Raw genomic sequence first — 13,782 nt, 5'->3', positions numbered from 1 at the left:
AATTGGGTGAATAGATGGCACTTGATACCTGGGATGAAATGCCTGAAGGGCTTATAATGCGCTTCTAAATCAAATAAAAGAACAGGGACCCGCCCTAACAGGGGCACTCCATCGAACAGAAGAATCATAAAAAGCGATTCGGGAGTCCTCTCCAATGTTCGAACCTTTTAATTTTATACCGTGAAACAGTGAAAGTGAGAGTAAATCATGAAGGTCAGAAATATGCTCTCTGGTTTTTTGTTCTACAGGAATAATGTGCCCCCTACAGGTAAGGCCTGTAAAGTTTAACCCTTTTCCATCAACCCAAACATTTATTGGGGTGGATAAGGCAACAAAAGTGGATGAATGTTGGCCGAAAACAAAGGACGATTTCTCGTTCGAGACAGCCATAAAAGCATCCCTGACAGCATCAACCGATAAAAAACAAACATGATGACCATCGGCATCAGACAACTTTATTCTCACACTGTCCTGACAACTGTCCCCTTTCTGCATGGCAATAACCACCGTAAGCGACAAGCCGAGAATAGTAAGATAATTAAAGTCCGGACGATTCCTCATCTGTTTTTTTTACAAAGATAATGTATGATTTGCAAAATCCTTTCCATTTTGCCAAAATGTAAAGATGCCAAAATATTTTTATTATTCTGACTGCATTTCCATAAATGATAAGGAGTGTTAAATTTGAGGTTTTTCGAAAAATTCTGATAAAAATTCACCAACTTTATTGTCTATCCCGTGCATCACAGAAATCCCCAAATCATCCGGCAGGATAAATTGAATGGTTTGGTATTCAACCGGCAAAAAACTAAAAAGAATGGCGTGATCCTTGAGTGCCGTCGAAATCAGCCATGACTACACCGGCAATTGGGTCACGCCATCTTCTATCTATTAACAAGTAGTTGCCATTGTGGTTCAAAACATCGCTGTCAAATTTGCGAATTAATACGGCCATCGAGAGAATCGTCGGATATTCAGGATTTCAGGAATAGGCTCATTATTAAACAATAAGCTTTTAACCAACACTTTAGCACAGTAGGGCGCCCATACAACCCCACGGGATCCAAGACCATTAAAAATGAAAGTATTATTGCGGTCCGCATAGGCGCCTATAACGGGCATGCGGTCTTTAATGGCAGGACGCACTCCTGCATAATGCGCAACAATTTCGTAGGACACGGAAATCATTCTTTCCAATTTTCTAATGAGTTCATTTCTGGCTTCTTTAGTGGGCTGTGTGTTTATGGCATCATGACTATAGGTCGCTCCTACCTTAAAGCGCTGATTTCCGAGCGGTAAAATAAAAACATCATCCCGTAATATGTGTTTTTCCTCCAGATCGTGTGCCCTGATTTCCAATAATTCACCTTTATTGGGCGTTAACCAATCCCCCTGGAACCACGGATTATTAATGGCGGCGGCTCCTTCACAAAATATTATTTTTCTCGCTTCCAGCAATTTACCAACAACAATTCTGTCCCTGGAAATTACCAGATCTTCGTAAAGCAACGCCTGCTCAAAAAACCGGCCCTTTTCAGCAAGGTCCCTTTGGGATACTTTCAGCCACCCGGCAATGTCTAAATGGCCGGATGAAGAGATATATCCCAGTGCAGGAGTCTTCTTTAATCCCTTAACAACCATTCCTTTTTCGATGGCATGAATATAGGGTGCGGTGATCTTTTTTTGCCCTTGCTCCCACTCTGACAGTTCGCTATCTGACAGTAATTTAACCGATAACTTATCATGTAATAATTTAATGTTGTACGATTGCTCAATGGCTGCGTAAGTCGATTGCATGACCGGCCACAAGTCCCCCACCATTCGCGAAAGCCGAAGCTTACGGAACATCAGGGGATTAAATAATCCACCCGCCACATCTGACGAACGGTGCATGAATGGCGCATTCATGACCACACAATCAATGCCAGCCTGTCGCAGCTCCCAGGCCATAAGTGAGCCCGCCAATCCATGACCGACTATGAGTATTTCTGTACTTTTCAATTTGGTTTTAGATCAATTTCTGGTTTTGTTTCGGATAAATTTATCCTAAAAAAGTTATCTTTGCAAAAAAAAATGTCGTTGTATAACAAACTAAGCCGACCTGAGTTGGTAGCACGCTTAAACGGAGAAACATTTAAGCGGCGCACCCTATCGTTTTACCGTTATGTAAACATTGAGGAGCCGGAAGAGTTTAGAAACACCCTTTATTTGGCCTTGGATCAATTGCAATGCAATGGCCGCATTTATGTGGCCCAGGAAGGGATTAATGCACAAATGAATGTCCCTGAGCATAACCTTGACCGCTTTCTTTCCTTTATGCTACGGTGCCTGAACTGGCCCATACGCCATTGAAATGGGCACTGGAAGACGACGGCCGTTCTTTTTTAAAACTTATTGTCAGAGTCCGTCCAAAAATTGTGGCGGACGGATTATCCGATACGGTTTTCGACACGACCAATGTTGGAACAAGGCTCTCTCCGATGGAATTTCACAGGCTGTCCCAAAAAGAGGATGTTCTGGTTGTGGATATGCGTAATAACTACGAAAGCGAGGTTGGCAGATTTGTCAATGCTCTTTGTCCCGATGCAGAAACTTTTCGGGAAGAGGTGGAAATGGTGGTGAAGGAGTTGGCGGATAAGAAAAATCAAAAAATATTGCTTTATTGCACCGGTGGCGTTCGGTGTGAAAAAGCCAGCGCCTGGTTGAAACATCATGGTTTTAAAGATGTTAACCAATTACACGGAGGCGTTATTGCTTATGTTTCAGAAGTCAAACAACAAGGCCTGGAACCGCGTTTTATTGGGAAAAACTTTGTCTTCGATGAGCGCCTTGGGGAACGCGTTACCCCTCATATTCTGAGTCGCTGCCACCAATGTGGCCAGCCATGTGACACCCACGTAAACTGTGCCTATGATCCGTGTCACGATTTGGTTATTCAGTGTGAGGCCTGTCACCAAAAATATGCAGGGTGCTGCAGTGATGAGTGTTTTGAGGACCTTCAGCAACATCCTGAGAGACATAAGCACCAACAACTCCACCTGAAGTCAAATCAATTAGGTTGTAATCTATGATGCAAAAGAGCCCTGGCGGCCAATCAGAGACCAATTTCTGGCACACCACACAAGGCCCTTTAATGATGCTGGCCCCCATGGAGGATGTGACCGATACCGCATTTCGTGAACTGATACTAAGGTCGTCGGCACCAGGCCATCTCCATATTCTTTTCACAGAATTTACCTCTACCGATGGCCTCGGCCATCCGGTAGGTCGCGAAAAAGTATCCTACCGTTTAAAAGTATCCGACGGCGAACGAGAACTTCTACAAAAAAATGGGGTAAAACTAATTGCTCAAATTTGGGGAAACAAGCCAGAAAAGTTCGCTGAGGCTGTTCAACATATCACTGAAAACTATGCATTTGACGGCATAGACATCAATATGGGTTGTCCCGTCAAAAATGTGGTGGCACATGGTAGCTGTTCGGCCCTTATCAACCAGGAGCCTTTGGCGCATGAAATCATTGCCGCCTCCCGTGCAGCAACCCATTTGCCCATCAGCGTAAAAACCCGAATGGGCTTAAAAAAGGTGGATACCGAACGCTGGATGACCTTTTTACTTAAACAACCGCTCGACGCCATCATTCTTCACGGACGGATACAAAAGCAAATGTCGGAAGGCATAGCCGATTGGAAGGAAATTGCCAAAGCTGTTCAGCTGAGAGACCAGTTGGCTCCCGACATTAAAATCATAGGCAACGGAGATGTTGATTCCATAAATGAAGCCCTCGAAAAGTCAGAAAAATACGGTGTGGATGGTACCATGATTGGCCGGGGAATATTTAAAAACCCCTGGTTATTTCAACCGGAATCAAAAGAGATTTCACTTGTCCAACGGATTGAAACCCTGAAACTTCATCTTGAACTTTTTGAAAAATGCTGGGATAATACGCGTCATTTCTCTATTCTTCGCCGTTTTTTTAAAATTTACATCTCCGATTTTCAGGGAGCTGTCGATTTTCGTCACCAAATGATGCAAGTCAATAGTTTTGATGAAGCCCGGAACGTCATCAAACATTGGAACCAACGACTGTTTCCCAAAAACGCTTAAAGAAATTCTAAGGTTCCTCCTGAGGAGATGTCTTCCAAAAAGCATTTTCCTCCTCCTCCTCTTCTTCCTCTTCAAAAGGCAGCGGTGGCTTTTGCGGCCCTTCTTTCCGATAGACTACAGCAGCGGCTAAACCAGCTAAAAATCCCCACAAATGGCCTTCCCATGAATGGGGCATATTGTCGGCCAAAGGAAACATACCCCAGACCAAACTCCCATAGAGGAAAATGACAAAAAGAGCAACCGCCATTAAGGGAATGTGACGACGAATAATACCACTCAACAATAAAAATGCTGTCAAACCGTATACCAGACCACTGGCGCCAATGTGCCAGGCATCTCGTCCGCCAAACCAAAGCCATACTCCGGCCAAAACATAAATAACGGCAAAGACCCGGTAGGCTATCTGACGATAAAAGTAAAAGAGTGTTACCGATAGGATCATGAATGACACAGCATTGTTGAAAAAATGCTGCCAACCGGAATGGATAAAGGGAGAGAATAAGATACCCGGCAGTCCCTCAGGAGCCAGCGGTTTTACACCTAAAAAAGCCAGATCCCAATTTTCGAGCCAGGCCAACAACCTCACCGAAAACATCACCACAAGCATGAGCACCGGTAATACCAGACTGTGAATGAATCTTCGTTTTTCCGGCTTTTGATGACTCCCGACAAATTTGAACATGAACCATGGTTTTTACAGGTCTAAAACGACCTATCTTTTGGCAATCTCATTAATTTGGGCCACAAAGTCATAAATATCCTCTTCGGTTGTATCAAAAGCGGTCATCCAGCGCACCTCTGATCGATTTTGGTCCCACATATAAAAGAAATACTTTTTCTGTAGCAATTCTATCCAGGAAGGCGGAATAATGGCAAAAACGCCATTGGCCTGGACCTTTTGCGTAATTTCAACGCCTTCCACTTTTTGTGCCTCCCGGGCTAATAATTGGGCCATTTTATTGGCGTGCAAGGCATGTTTTCGCCATAATTCATCCGTCAGGAAGGCCGTAAACTGAGCAGAAATAAAGCGCATTTTGCTGTGCAGTTGCGCCGTCTGTTTTCTAATATACTTAAGAGAAGCTGTCAGGTCCGGGTTAAAAACCAAAACGGCTTCACCAAACATCATCCCGTTCTTTGTTCCCCCAAACGATAAAACATCCACCCCTGCATTAGCCGTTATTTCAGCCAAAGAGCAGTTAAGTGAGGCCGCCGCATTTGAAATGCGTGCGCCATCCATATGCACAAGCAAGCCGTTTTCGTGTGCAAATTGACATATCTTCTGAACTTCCTCAACGGAGTACAGGGTACCCATTTCAGTGCTCTGGGTGATGGAAATAACTTTGGGTTGAACATGGTGCTCAAAACCAAATCCATGTAAATAAGGTAGAATGAGTTGTGGCGTTAGTTTTCCATTCGGGGTGGGAATATCAATGAGTTTACAACCGGAATGCTTTTCGGGTGCACCACATTCGTCTACATTGATGTGGGCCGTCTCGGCACAAATAACCGCTTCAAATGGACGAGCCATAGCCTGAATAGCGATGACATTGGCACCGGTGCATTATAGACAAAAAACACCTCAGCAGAGGGACTTGTTTCCCTCTTAAATAACTTGATGGCCAGTTCCGTGTATGGATCGCCTCCATATCCGGTGGTGTGGCCAGTATTGACATTGGCCAAAGCTGTCATAATCTCCGGCAAAACACCAGCATTGTTGTCACTGGCAAATCCTCTGTGATTCATAGATCCTTTTCTTTTCAAACAAAGATAGTAATTAAACCAAATATCTATGCGTGAAAAACGAGCATTGGGGTATTTGTATGGAACAACATTTTCTTACCCACGGAAGGATTTATGAGTCGTGCAATCAGATTTCGTCGCCGGGTGGTCAAGCTAATGATATCAATTTTTTCCTTTTGAATAAAGCCTTCCAGCCCCACCCAAAAATCCTCATTTTCAATAAAATCACAAACAATGGGCGTATTGGGAAACCGCTCTTCCATATGTTTCTTAAGACCATCCAATTTAAGTTTGTCCCATTTGTTGTCCACCTGTGGGCCAACATGGACAAAAAATATTTTCACTTCAAGGGGCTTCACTATTCGCTCCAACTTATCCAAAGCCTCAAAGTCGGACTCCTCAAAATTGGTAGCGTAGAGCACATTCTTAATCTTGTCTATGCCCTGATAATTGAAATCCTCAGGAACAGCTAAAACAGGCACTCTGGCCATTTCCATCACTTCGGCCGTTACACTGCCAATTAAATCGGCGGCCTTTCGGTCCTTTCCCCTGGTTCCCATGATGATAACCGTCGGCTGGTAATCAACGCTAAACCGAAGGATTTCTTCCTCAGCTACCCCTCTGACCAATTGATGTTTAATGGACACCTTTTCGTCGCCATTGTTTCTGGCCTTCTCCTTAAAGGATTTTAAAAAGGCCTGCATATCAGATTCCGCCTGCTCTTCCATATCAACCATCATTTCGTCAAGACTGGTATCGTAAACATAAGCCTCTGAGAATGGTAAGGTATTAATAATTGGATTAAAATAGACGTTTAACACAGTGATTTCTGCATTTAAGCGCATGGCCCAATCAAGGGCCATATCAGCCGCTTTTTCGGAATAATCACTAAAGTCGATGGGAAGTAAAATGCGTGGTTTCGGAGGTCGTCCCGGTTTTGTATCAGCCATTTTTTCAATCCCGGGTTCAACAATATGCGCCATAATCTTCATGGCTTTTTCAAGGTCAGTCTCTCTGATTCGAATACGGACACTGGAGTTGAAGGAGCCCTCTATCAAGTTCGCATTCTGAAGAAAACATTCAACACCTTCCGACTCAAGTATGTTTCTTAAAACCTGAGCATGTTGATAGGTATTGGTGGCCAATGTGATTATTTTTTCTTCCATAACGTCTTAAATTTAATGTTGCATGACCACATTAAATTACGAAAAGACCAAAAGAAAAACAAATAAAAAAGATAAAGGCCAAAACCACCTATGATCCGGTGATTTTGGCTTTATCAGGGGGAGGGTAATCGTTTATATTAATTACTATCTGAACAAATAGTGCCTATGAGCAATTATTAACAGATAATGTATCTTAGTGTGTACAGTACAAATGTAGCCAGGATATGGCTACCTGATTCATCTTTCAGGCTGCATTTCCAGTTTTTAACGGCATCCAATATTGTAATGCATTGTTAATATACTACTTACAAATCACTATTTAACGCTACTACATTTAGATGATGGCCAATAATTCATTGAGATTTTCAATTTCAGAAGCATAATTTTGAAGTTTTCTGCGCAGATTCAGACGCTTCACCCTTAAATTTCCACTATTGATGGCAAGAATGGTAGCGACTTGCTTTGTTGGGATGTTTGAGTAGAGAAGAAATAAAATGGTTTTTTCTACTATGGTTAATGGAATGTGTTGCGGAATATTAATGAAAGCGTAAAACAAATCATCATGAATCAAATCCGGCAACATAGAAATAAATTCACTTTTCAGATTGGACAATTCTGATTGAAGATCCTGATGCACTTCAGGATTGGTTTTCATGTACTTATAAGAGAGTTGTTCCAGCCGCTCTTCGATGAGGCGATAACGGGTAATGATATGATGATAGAGTGCTATAAGTGATTCCTTTTGCCATTTTTCACCTATGTTATTAACAGCTTCTGCTTCCAAAGCTTCGCGCATCCATTTTTCATCTTTCAGCTCTTCAGAACACTGATTCAGACGCTTTTGGAAAAAAAAGACAATGAGCGCTGTCGCTAAGGTTAGTAAGGCCAGAAGAAAAAATAAAAAGATCATAACAAAAGGAGTAAGTACACACTAAAACCATCCAACAGACTGGTTTTATTTTCAGTGATCATACGAGAGCCAACCTGAAAAAGATTCGGATTATCTGTCTATGCCATCAATTCGGGAAACCGATAAAACACCCCTGACAGCCTTTATTTTTTTTATTAAAGTATTTAATATCTGATTATTATTAACAAATACTGAGACAGTTCCTTCAAACAAACCTTCATGACTTTCAACGGTAATGGCCCGCATCTTAATTTTTAATTCTTTAGAAATAATTTGTGATATATTGCTAACGATGCCGATATCATCCTCCCCGACCACTTTTACAGCTGTTAAATAATTCCCACTTGCTTCTCCGGTCCATTGAGCCTTTACAATGCGGTAACTGTATTTCTTTAGCATGTCCGGGGCATTGGGACAATTGGCCCGGTGTATTCGAATGCCACCCGACACGGCCACAAACCCGAATATATCGTCACCAAATATGGGGTTGCAACACCTGGCCAATTTGTAGTCTACATTGGTCAGGCTTTTATCTATCAGCAAAACTTCCCCATCTGTTGAGTCTGCTTCTTCAACAGGAGGGGAAATAAAGTTCTCAGCGCTTCTGATGGTTTGTGCGCTCTCTGCCTGGTCCCGCTCATTGTCTTTACGTGTCTGACTTTGAATGAATTCCTTAATAGCCACCACATCTATTTTTTCAATGGCGATGTCTCTGAAGAAGTCATGGACACTCTTGTATTTAAAATGTTTAACCAACTGTCCAATCAGTTGATCGTTTATATCTATTTTCCAGTTCTTTAATCGTCTAACTAAAGTCTCTCTTCCAATTTCAGATTCTTTGTATTGGATTTCACGCAAGGCTTGTTTCAATTTGGTTTTAGCCCGGGAGGTAATTACCACGCTGAGCCAATCCTGCTTCGGCACTTGTGTGGAGGTGGTCAATATTTCTACATGATCACCATTCTGCAAAACATGTTTGATAGATACATTTTTATTATTGACTTTGGCTCCGGAACATTTCTTACCGACTTCAGAGTGGATATCAAAAGCAAAATCAAGAACCGTTGCTCCTTTAGGAAGTCGTATTAAATCACCTTTTGGGGTAAAGATGAAGACTTCCTCATCGTAAAGATTCAACTTGAAGTCATCAATAAAATCAATGGCATTAAGCTCCGGATTTTCAAGCACATCCCGAATATTTTCCAGCCACAGATCAAGTCCCCGATCACCTTTAACCCCCTTATATTTCCAATGCGCGGCTAAGCCACGTTCTGCAATTTCATCCATTCTTTTGGACCGAATTTGTACCTCTACCCATTTTTTTTCCGGCCCCAATACCGTGGTATGCAGGGATTCATAGCCATTGCTTTTGGGAACAGACAGCCAATCACGCATTCGGCGTGGATTGGGTTGGTATTTATCAGCCACAACAGAATACACCTTCCAGCAATCTGCTTTTTCATTTTTCAATTCACTATCTATAATTACCCGAATAGCGAAAAGGTCGTAAACTTGTTCAAATTCGACCTTTTGTTTCTTCATTTTATTATGGATGGAATGGATGGTTTTTGTACGCCCTTTAATATCAAACTTCAAATCATGGGTTTCAAGTTCTTTTTTTATCGGTTCAATAAACGCTTTGATGTATTTATCTCTGGCGCGTTTGGTTTCGTTAAGTTTTTTGGCAATGAAAGAATACATTTCACGATCTGTGAATTTCATAACCAAATCTTCCATCTCTGATTTGATGGTATACAATCCTAAACGATGCGCCATTGGGGCATATAAATAGGATACTTCAGATGAAATCGTCTGTTGCGCCTCCCGGCTATAACTCCCAAGTGATCGCATGGTATGCAAACGATCAGCTAACAGGATCAAAATCACCCTTACATCCTGGGCAAAAGTAAGCAACAGCTTACGGAAATTTTCTGATTGTATGGAGGCATTGGTTTGGTACAGGTTAAACACTTTGATCAAACCATCCAAAATATTGGCTTCCTGGTCACCAAACTCCTCTCTGATTTCATCGATGGAAGCACCCGATTGTCTCACAATTTCATAGAGGAGTGCACATATTAAAGAGGTCTTTCCCAGGCCTACCTCTTCCACGGTAATCCGACCTACCTCAAGCGAATGAACAATGGCCAGCTTCCCTGAGGCGTGGCGCTCAAACCCCGATTTTTGCATGGAAAGTTCAATGGCTTTACGGATTTGCCTGACATCCGCCCATTGAAGAATACCCGCACTGGAACGCAGTAAATTCCGATAGCTGGTTAATATTTCACGACGGTCTTTCAGCGGTAAATTATCTAGTCTGCTCTCCATATACACTACGTATTAATTAAGGTAAAGATAAAATAAACCTGATAAAGATGGCAGCACCCTTAATTTTCGATACCCCGTTTTCACCCTGGCCTGTTATGAGTGACTATATCATAAATCACAGATTTTAAACAGATTAAATTGAAGGGTTTTAATACGGGCATGAATCAGGGTTAATGTATTTTATAAAAATTTGTGGTTTTTTGATTTTATAGTAAACATGTTGACTCACAAGGTGTTTAAATAAAAGTGCTGAAGCAGTAAAAGGGATTAGTTATTCCTATTTGACTTTTTGACAACAAAAGGCTATATTTAGGATTATAGTTAGAATTAGAAACTAATTAATGTTGAACCTTTAAAAACATATAGTATGAAATCAGCAGGAAATTTTATTGGCGGATTATTGGCAGGTGCTGCCTTAGGAGCTACCATTGCATTGTTATATGCCCCTCAGACAGGAGATGATACCAGAAAAGACATCCGGAAAAAAATGAACGAACTTGAAGATGAATTGGATTCGCTGAAAGGTAAGTTAAAAGAAAAAGGTGGCGAACTGAAAGATGATATGAAAAAGAAAATTCAGGATGTGGAGGGACGCATTGAGAATTTGGTGAACGAATATAAAAAGCCGGCCGAGGCGAAAGCTAAATAGTCAATAATCCTTACCAAATAAATAAATTAGTGCTGTTCCACTAACATCTTTTGTTACGGGGCAGCATTTTTTATGAGCAATTGCCTATATTTAGGCAACGTTTATGTGTTACTTCCACATTAAAAAACATCTAATATGTTTCAAGAGGATTTAAAAGAGCATTTGTCCGATGTTAAAGAAGATTTTGAAAGCTACGTTGATAAACGGGTGGACTTGTTAAAACTTCATTTGGTTGAGGAATTGTCGAGATTTACCGCCAGCTTTACAGTGAAACTGGGGGTGTTGTACTTGCTATTCTTCGCCTTGATGTTTATTTCACTGGCAAGCGCCTTTTTTCTCGGTGATATTCTGGATTCCGACGGTCTGGGATTTGTTATTGTAGCAGGGGTTTACCTGATTTTTGTCCTCATTTTTATTTTGATGCGACGAATTTGGGTTCAAAAACCCGTTATCAAAGCATTCATAAAAATTTTCTTTCCTAAATTTGATAAGGATGAGGCCTAACAGAGATAGTGATTATACGTATATAAGCTCTTTCAAGCAACTGCGTGAAGAGCTAACCCGTTTATCTTACGAAGTAAGATTGACCCGTAAAAAACTGGACTTATCCCTGATGGAGTTGAGCGATATCTTTAGCCCGGTTCGACTTTTAGGAGCCGTTGCCCGTCAATGGGTAAAGCCTTTGTCAGCATCTTTGCGTCAGTGGGTCGAAAATTTCATCAAAGGACGTTCCAGCCGGTAGAATATTGAAATATCCCGAACGGAAAGCCACAGATGTTTCATAAAATTGTATTTTTGTTTCAGTTAATAAAGGTAATTCAACCCAATGATCTAATAACCTAACGATCTATTGTAAAGGAAAGCGGGCGAATATATGGAACAAAAAAGTGTTCAGGATTCTATCCGGCAGTTGCGGGAAGAACTGCATCATCATAACTACCAATATTATATTCTTAATCATCCTGAAATTTCAGATTATGCTTATGATCTGAAAATGACTGATTTGATTGAGTTAGAATCCAAACACCCGGAATTGAAGGATCCAAACAGTCCCTCAGTACGTGTGGGGAGCGATTTAAGTCAGGACTTTCAATCCATCCGGCACAAATATCCGATGCTTTCGCTTGGAAATACTTATTCGGAAGGAGAATTGCGGGATTTTGTCAACCGGGTAGTAAAAACAGTCGGACATAATATCCCCTTTGTTTGTGAACTCAAATATGATGGTACGGCTATAGCATTGAGTTATGAAAACGGCCGTTTAACAAGAGGCGTAACGCGTGGTGATGGTGTAACCGGAGACGATGTTACCCAAAATGTTAAAACCATCCAAAGCATTCCACTACAGCTTCAGGGGGATTATCCCCCGCAGTTAGAAGCCAGAGGGGAAATCTTTATTTCCCGTAAGAATTTTGAACAACTCAATCAGACAAGAGAAGAGGCTGGAGAGGCCCTTTTTGCCAATCCCAGGAATGCGGCTGCCGGATCCCTTAAACTACAAAACAGTTCACTGGTAGCCAAACGTCCATTAGAATGCTATTTATACCATTTTTTGGGTGAGGGACTGCCGCACGACAGTCATTTTGCAAACCTAAAAGCGGCTTCCTCCTGGGGATTACGTATTTCTCCGCATTTTCAGTTATGTCAGAATTTCGAAGAAATTCACCAATTTGTGAATTATTGGGATGAAGCCCGCAAAAGCCTGCCTTTTGAAATTGATGGGGTGGTCATAAAGGTGGACCATTTGCTTACGGGAAGAACTGGGCTATACGGCCAAATCCCCTCGCTGGGCCATTTCATATAAATTCAAAGCTGAAGCGGCATATACCCGGTTGATATCTGTTGATTTTCAGGTGGGACGCACCGGAGCTGTAACCCCGGTTGCCAATTTGGAACCGGTACCATTGGCCGGAACAACGGTCAAAAGAGCCTCATTGCACAACGCTGATATTATCGATGGTCTGGATTTGCATCTCAATGACATGGTTTCGGTTGAAAAAGGCGGTGAGATCATACCCAAAATAACAGCAGTTGATTTGGCTCAGCGCCCGGTTAATGGTAAAAAATTGAGTTTGTGACCAACTGTCCCGAATGTGGCACCCAATTGGTCCGTATTGAAGGCGAGGCAGCCACTACTGCCCCAATGCCTTAAGTTGTCCCCCTCAAATTAAGGGCCGCATTCAACATTTCATTAGCCGTCGGGCCATGGATATTGATGGACTAGGAAGTGAAACCATTCATTTGCTCTACGAAAATAATCTGCTTACCGATATTACAGACCTTTACCGGCTAAAGCCATCGCAACTCTCCTCACTCGACCGCTTGGGTGAAAAATCGGCTGCCAACATGGTCGCAGGGATTCAAAAGTCGAAAGACATCCCTTTCTCGAGGGTTTTATTTGCTCTGGGAATCAGATTTGTAGGTGAAACCGTTGCTAAAAAATTGGTAGCAGCCATGAAAACCATCGACCGCATTCAGAATGCCTCCAGACAAGAATTGTTAGAGATTGATGAAATTGGCGATAAAATTGCTTCCAGTATCCTATCCTATTTTTCTTCCGAGGAAAACCGTCAGATGATTGCACAATTGCGTAATTTTGGGTTGAAATTTGAGGAAGAAGGATCAGAAGACAAGGTACTTTCAAATACTTTGGATGGATTATCCATTGTTGTGAGTGGGGTATTTTCCCGGTCACGCGATGATCTTAAAGCCTTGATTGAGGCACATGGCGGAAAAAATGTCTCCTCCATAACCGGTAAAACCAATTATGTGTTGGCAGGTGAAAACATGGGGCCAGCTAAATATGAAAAGGCACAAAAGCTGCGTATCCCTATTCTTTCGGAGGAAGAATTTTTAGAAATGATAAAAGCATAAACCCGATTCA

At 41.9% G+C, this 13,782-nt stretch carries 18 protein-coding genes; 10 read left to right on the top strand and 8 right to left on the bottom strand.

All coding sequences use genetic code 11. The annotated features are described in order from the left end of the window. Nucleotides 1-69: 69 nt before the first annotated feature. Nucleotides 70-561, bottom strand: coding sequence for a hypothetical protein (locus JCM15548_RS03635; RefSeq protein WP_062122483.1), 492 nt, complete (start codon nt 559-561; stop codon nt 70-72). Nucleotides 562-942: 381 nt separating this feature from the next. Continuing rightward, the gene (locus tag JCM15548_RS03630) at nt 943-2,001 is read right to left on the bottom strand and encodes an NAD(P)/FAD-dependent oxidoreductase (RefSeq protein WP_062122482.1); all 1,059 of its coding nucleotides are present in this window, start codon (nt 1,999-2,001) and stop codon (nt 943-945) included. Nucleotides 2,002-2,079: 78 nt separating this feature from the next. Between JCM15548_RS03630 and JCM15548_RS22870 the strand changes: the two genes are divergently transcribed. Genes JCM15548_RS22870 through JCM15548_RS03620 form a run of 3 tightly spaced genes read left to right on the top strand, consistent with a single transcriptional unit; the run spans nt 2,080 to nt 4,105 of the window. Further along, nucleotides 2,080-2,352 carry a rhodanese domain-containing protein gene (locus tag JCM15548_RS22870; protein WP_227625417.1) on the top strand — a complete coding sequence of 91 codons (273 nt, stop codon included), beginning with the start codon at nt 2,080-2,082 and terminating at the stop codon, nt 2,350-2,352. Further along, the gene (gene trhO, locus JCM15548_RS03625) at nt 2,349-3,071 is read left to right on the top strand and encodes an oxygen-dependent tRNA uridine(34) hydroxylase TrhO (RefSeq protein WP_227625416.1); all 723 of its coding nucleotides are present in this window, start codon (nt 2,349-2,351) and stop codon (nt 3,069-3,071) included. The genes JCM15548_RS22870 and trhO overlap by 4 nt, the downstream gene beginning before the upstream one ends. After that, complete coding sequence (locus tag JCM15548_RS03620; RefSeq protein WP_227625415.1) at nt 3,068-4,105, top strand: tRNA dihydrouridine synthase; 1,038 nt, start codon at nt 3,068-3,070, stop codon at nt 4,103-4,105. The genes trhO and JCM15548_RS03620 overlap by 4 nt, the downstream gene beginning before the upstream one ends. Nucleotides 4,106-4,112: 7 nt before the next feature. Here the strand turns inward: JCM15548_RS03620 and JCM15548_RS03615 are convergent, their stop codons facing one another. From JCM15548_RS03615 to JCM15548_RS03595, 6 genes are all read right to left on the bottom strand, one after another. After that, nucleotides 4,113-4,787 (bottom strand): rhomboid family intramembrane serine protease, encoded by a 675-nt coding sequence (locus JCM15548_RS03615; protein WP_062122481.1) that lies wholly within the window; start codon nt 4,785-4,787, stop codon nt 4,113-4,115. A gap of 30 nt (nt 4,788-4,817) precedes the next feature. Further along, nucleotides 4,818-5,633 carry a threonine aldolase family protein gene (locus JCM15548_RS03610; protein WP_262486876.1) on the bottom strand — a complete coding sequence of 272 codons (816 nt, stop codon included), beginning with the start codon at nt 5,631-5,633 and terminating at the stop codon, nt 4,818-4,820. Beyond that, nucleotides 5,579-5,848, bottom strand: coding sequence for a hypothetical protein (locus tag JCM15548_RS22865; RefSeq protein WP_227625414.1), 270 nt, complete (start codon nt 5,846-5,848; stop codon nt 5,579-5,581). Before JCM15548_RS22865 ends, JCM15548_RS03610 begins: the two co-directional genes overlap by 55 nt. Before the next feature lie 44 nt (nt 5,849-5,892). Then, nucleotides 5,893-7,011 (bottom strand): universal stress protein, encoded by a 1,119-nt coding sequence (locus JCM15548_RS03605; RefSeq protein WP_062122480.1) that lies wholly within the window; start codon nt 7,009-7,011, stop codon nt 5,893-5,895. A gap of 334 nt (nt 7,012-7,345) precedes the next feature. Continuing rightward, nucleotides 7,346-7,921, bottom strand: a complete 576-nt coding sequence (locus tag JCM15548_RS03600; protein WP_062122479.1) for a hypothetical protein — start codon at nt 7,919-7,921, stop codon at nt 7,346-7,348. Between the two features lie 90 nt (nt 7,922-8,011). Further along, the gene (locus JCM15548_RS03595) at nt 8,012-10,249 is read right to left on the bottom strand and encodes a RelA/SpoT family protein (RefSeq protein WP_062122478.1); all 2,238 of its coding nucleotides are present in this window, start codon (nt 10,247-10,249) and stop codon (nt 8,012-8,014) included. A 367-nt stretch (nt 10,250-10,616) separates the two neighbouring features. Here JCM15548_RS03595 and JCM15548_RS03590 point away from each other — a divergent pair, with 367 nt between their 5' ends. From JCM15548_RS03590 to JCM15548_RS22845, 7 genes are all read left to right on the top strand, one after another. Then, nucleotides 10,617-10,898: a YtxH domain-containing protein gene (locus JCM15548_RS03590; protein ID WP_062122477.1), complete on the top strand. Its 282-nt coding sequence runs from the start codon at nt 10,617-10,619 to the stop codon at nt 10,896-10,898. A 135-nt stretch (nt 10,899-11,033) separates the two neighbouring features. After that, on the top strand, nt 11,034-11,402 hold the full coding sequence (locus JCM15548_RS03585; protein ID WP_062122476.1) for a phage holin family protein: 369 nt from the start codon (nt 11,034-11,036) through the stop codon (nt 11,400-11,402). After that, complete coding sequence (locus JCM15548_RS03580) at nt 11,392-11,640, top strand: hypothetical protein (protein ID WP_062122475.1); 249 nt, start codon at nt 11,392-11,394, stop codon at nt 11,638-11,640. Before JCM15548_RS03585 ends, JCM15548_RS03580 begins: the two co-directional genes overlap by 11 nt. 132 nt (nt 11,641-11,772) lie before the next feature. Next, on the top strand, nt 11,773-12,702 hold the full coding sequence (locus JCM15548_RS22860) for a DNA ligase LigA-related protein (RefSeq protein WP_262486875.1): 930 nt from the start codon (nt 11,773-11,775) through the stop codon (nt 12,700-12,702). Continuing rightward, complete coding sequence (locus JCM15548_RS22855; RefSeq protein WP_369403670.1) at nt 12,641-12,976, top strand: hypothetical protein; 336 nt, start codon at nt 12,641-12,643, stop codon at nt 12,974-12,976. Before JCM15548_RS22860 ends, JCM15548_RS22855 begins: the two co-directional genes overlap by 62 nt. Then, on the top strand, nt 12,973-13,050 hold the full coding sequence (locus JCM15548_RS26125; RefSeq protein ID WP_227625434.1) for a hypothetical protein: 78 nt from the start codon (nt 12,973-12,975) through the stop codon (nt 13,048-13,050). The genes JCM15548_RS22855 and JCM15548_RS26125 overlap by 4 nt, the downstream gene beginning before the upstream one ends. Nucleotides 13,051-13,103: 53 nt before the next feature. Continuing rightward, the gene (locus JCM15548_RS22845) at nt 13,104-13,772 is read left to right on the top strand and encodes a helix-hairpin-helix domain-containing protein (RefSeq protein ID WP_227625413.1); all 669 of its coding nucleotides are present in this window, start codon (nt 13,104-13,106) and stop codon (nt 13,770-13,772) included. Nucleotides 13,773-13,782: the final 10 nt, after the last annotated feature.

Origin of the sequence: Geofilum rubicundum JCM 15548, from assembly GCF_000974365.1 — a bacterium.
Lineage (GTDB): Bacteria > Bacteroidota > Bacteroidia > Bacteroidales > Marinilabiliaceae > Geofilum > Geofilum rubicundum.
Note: the sequence above shows the minus strand (reverse complement) of the source record. Positions and strands in the feature narration are given on the sequence as shown.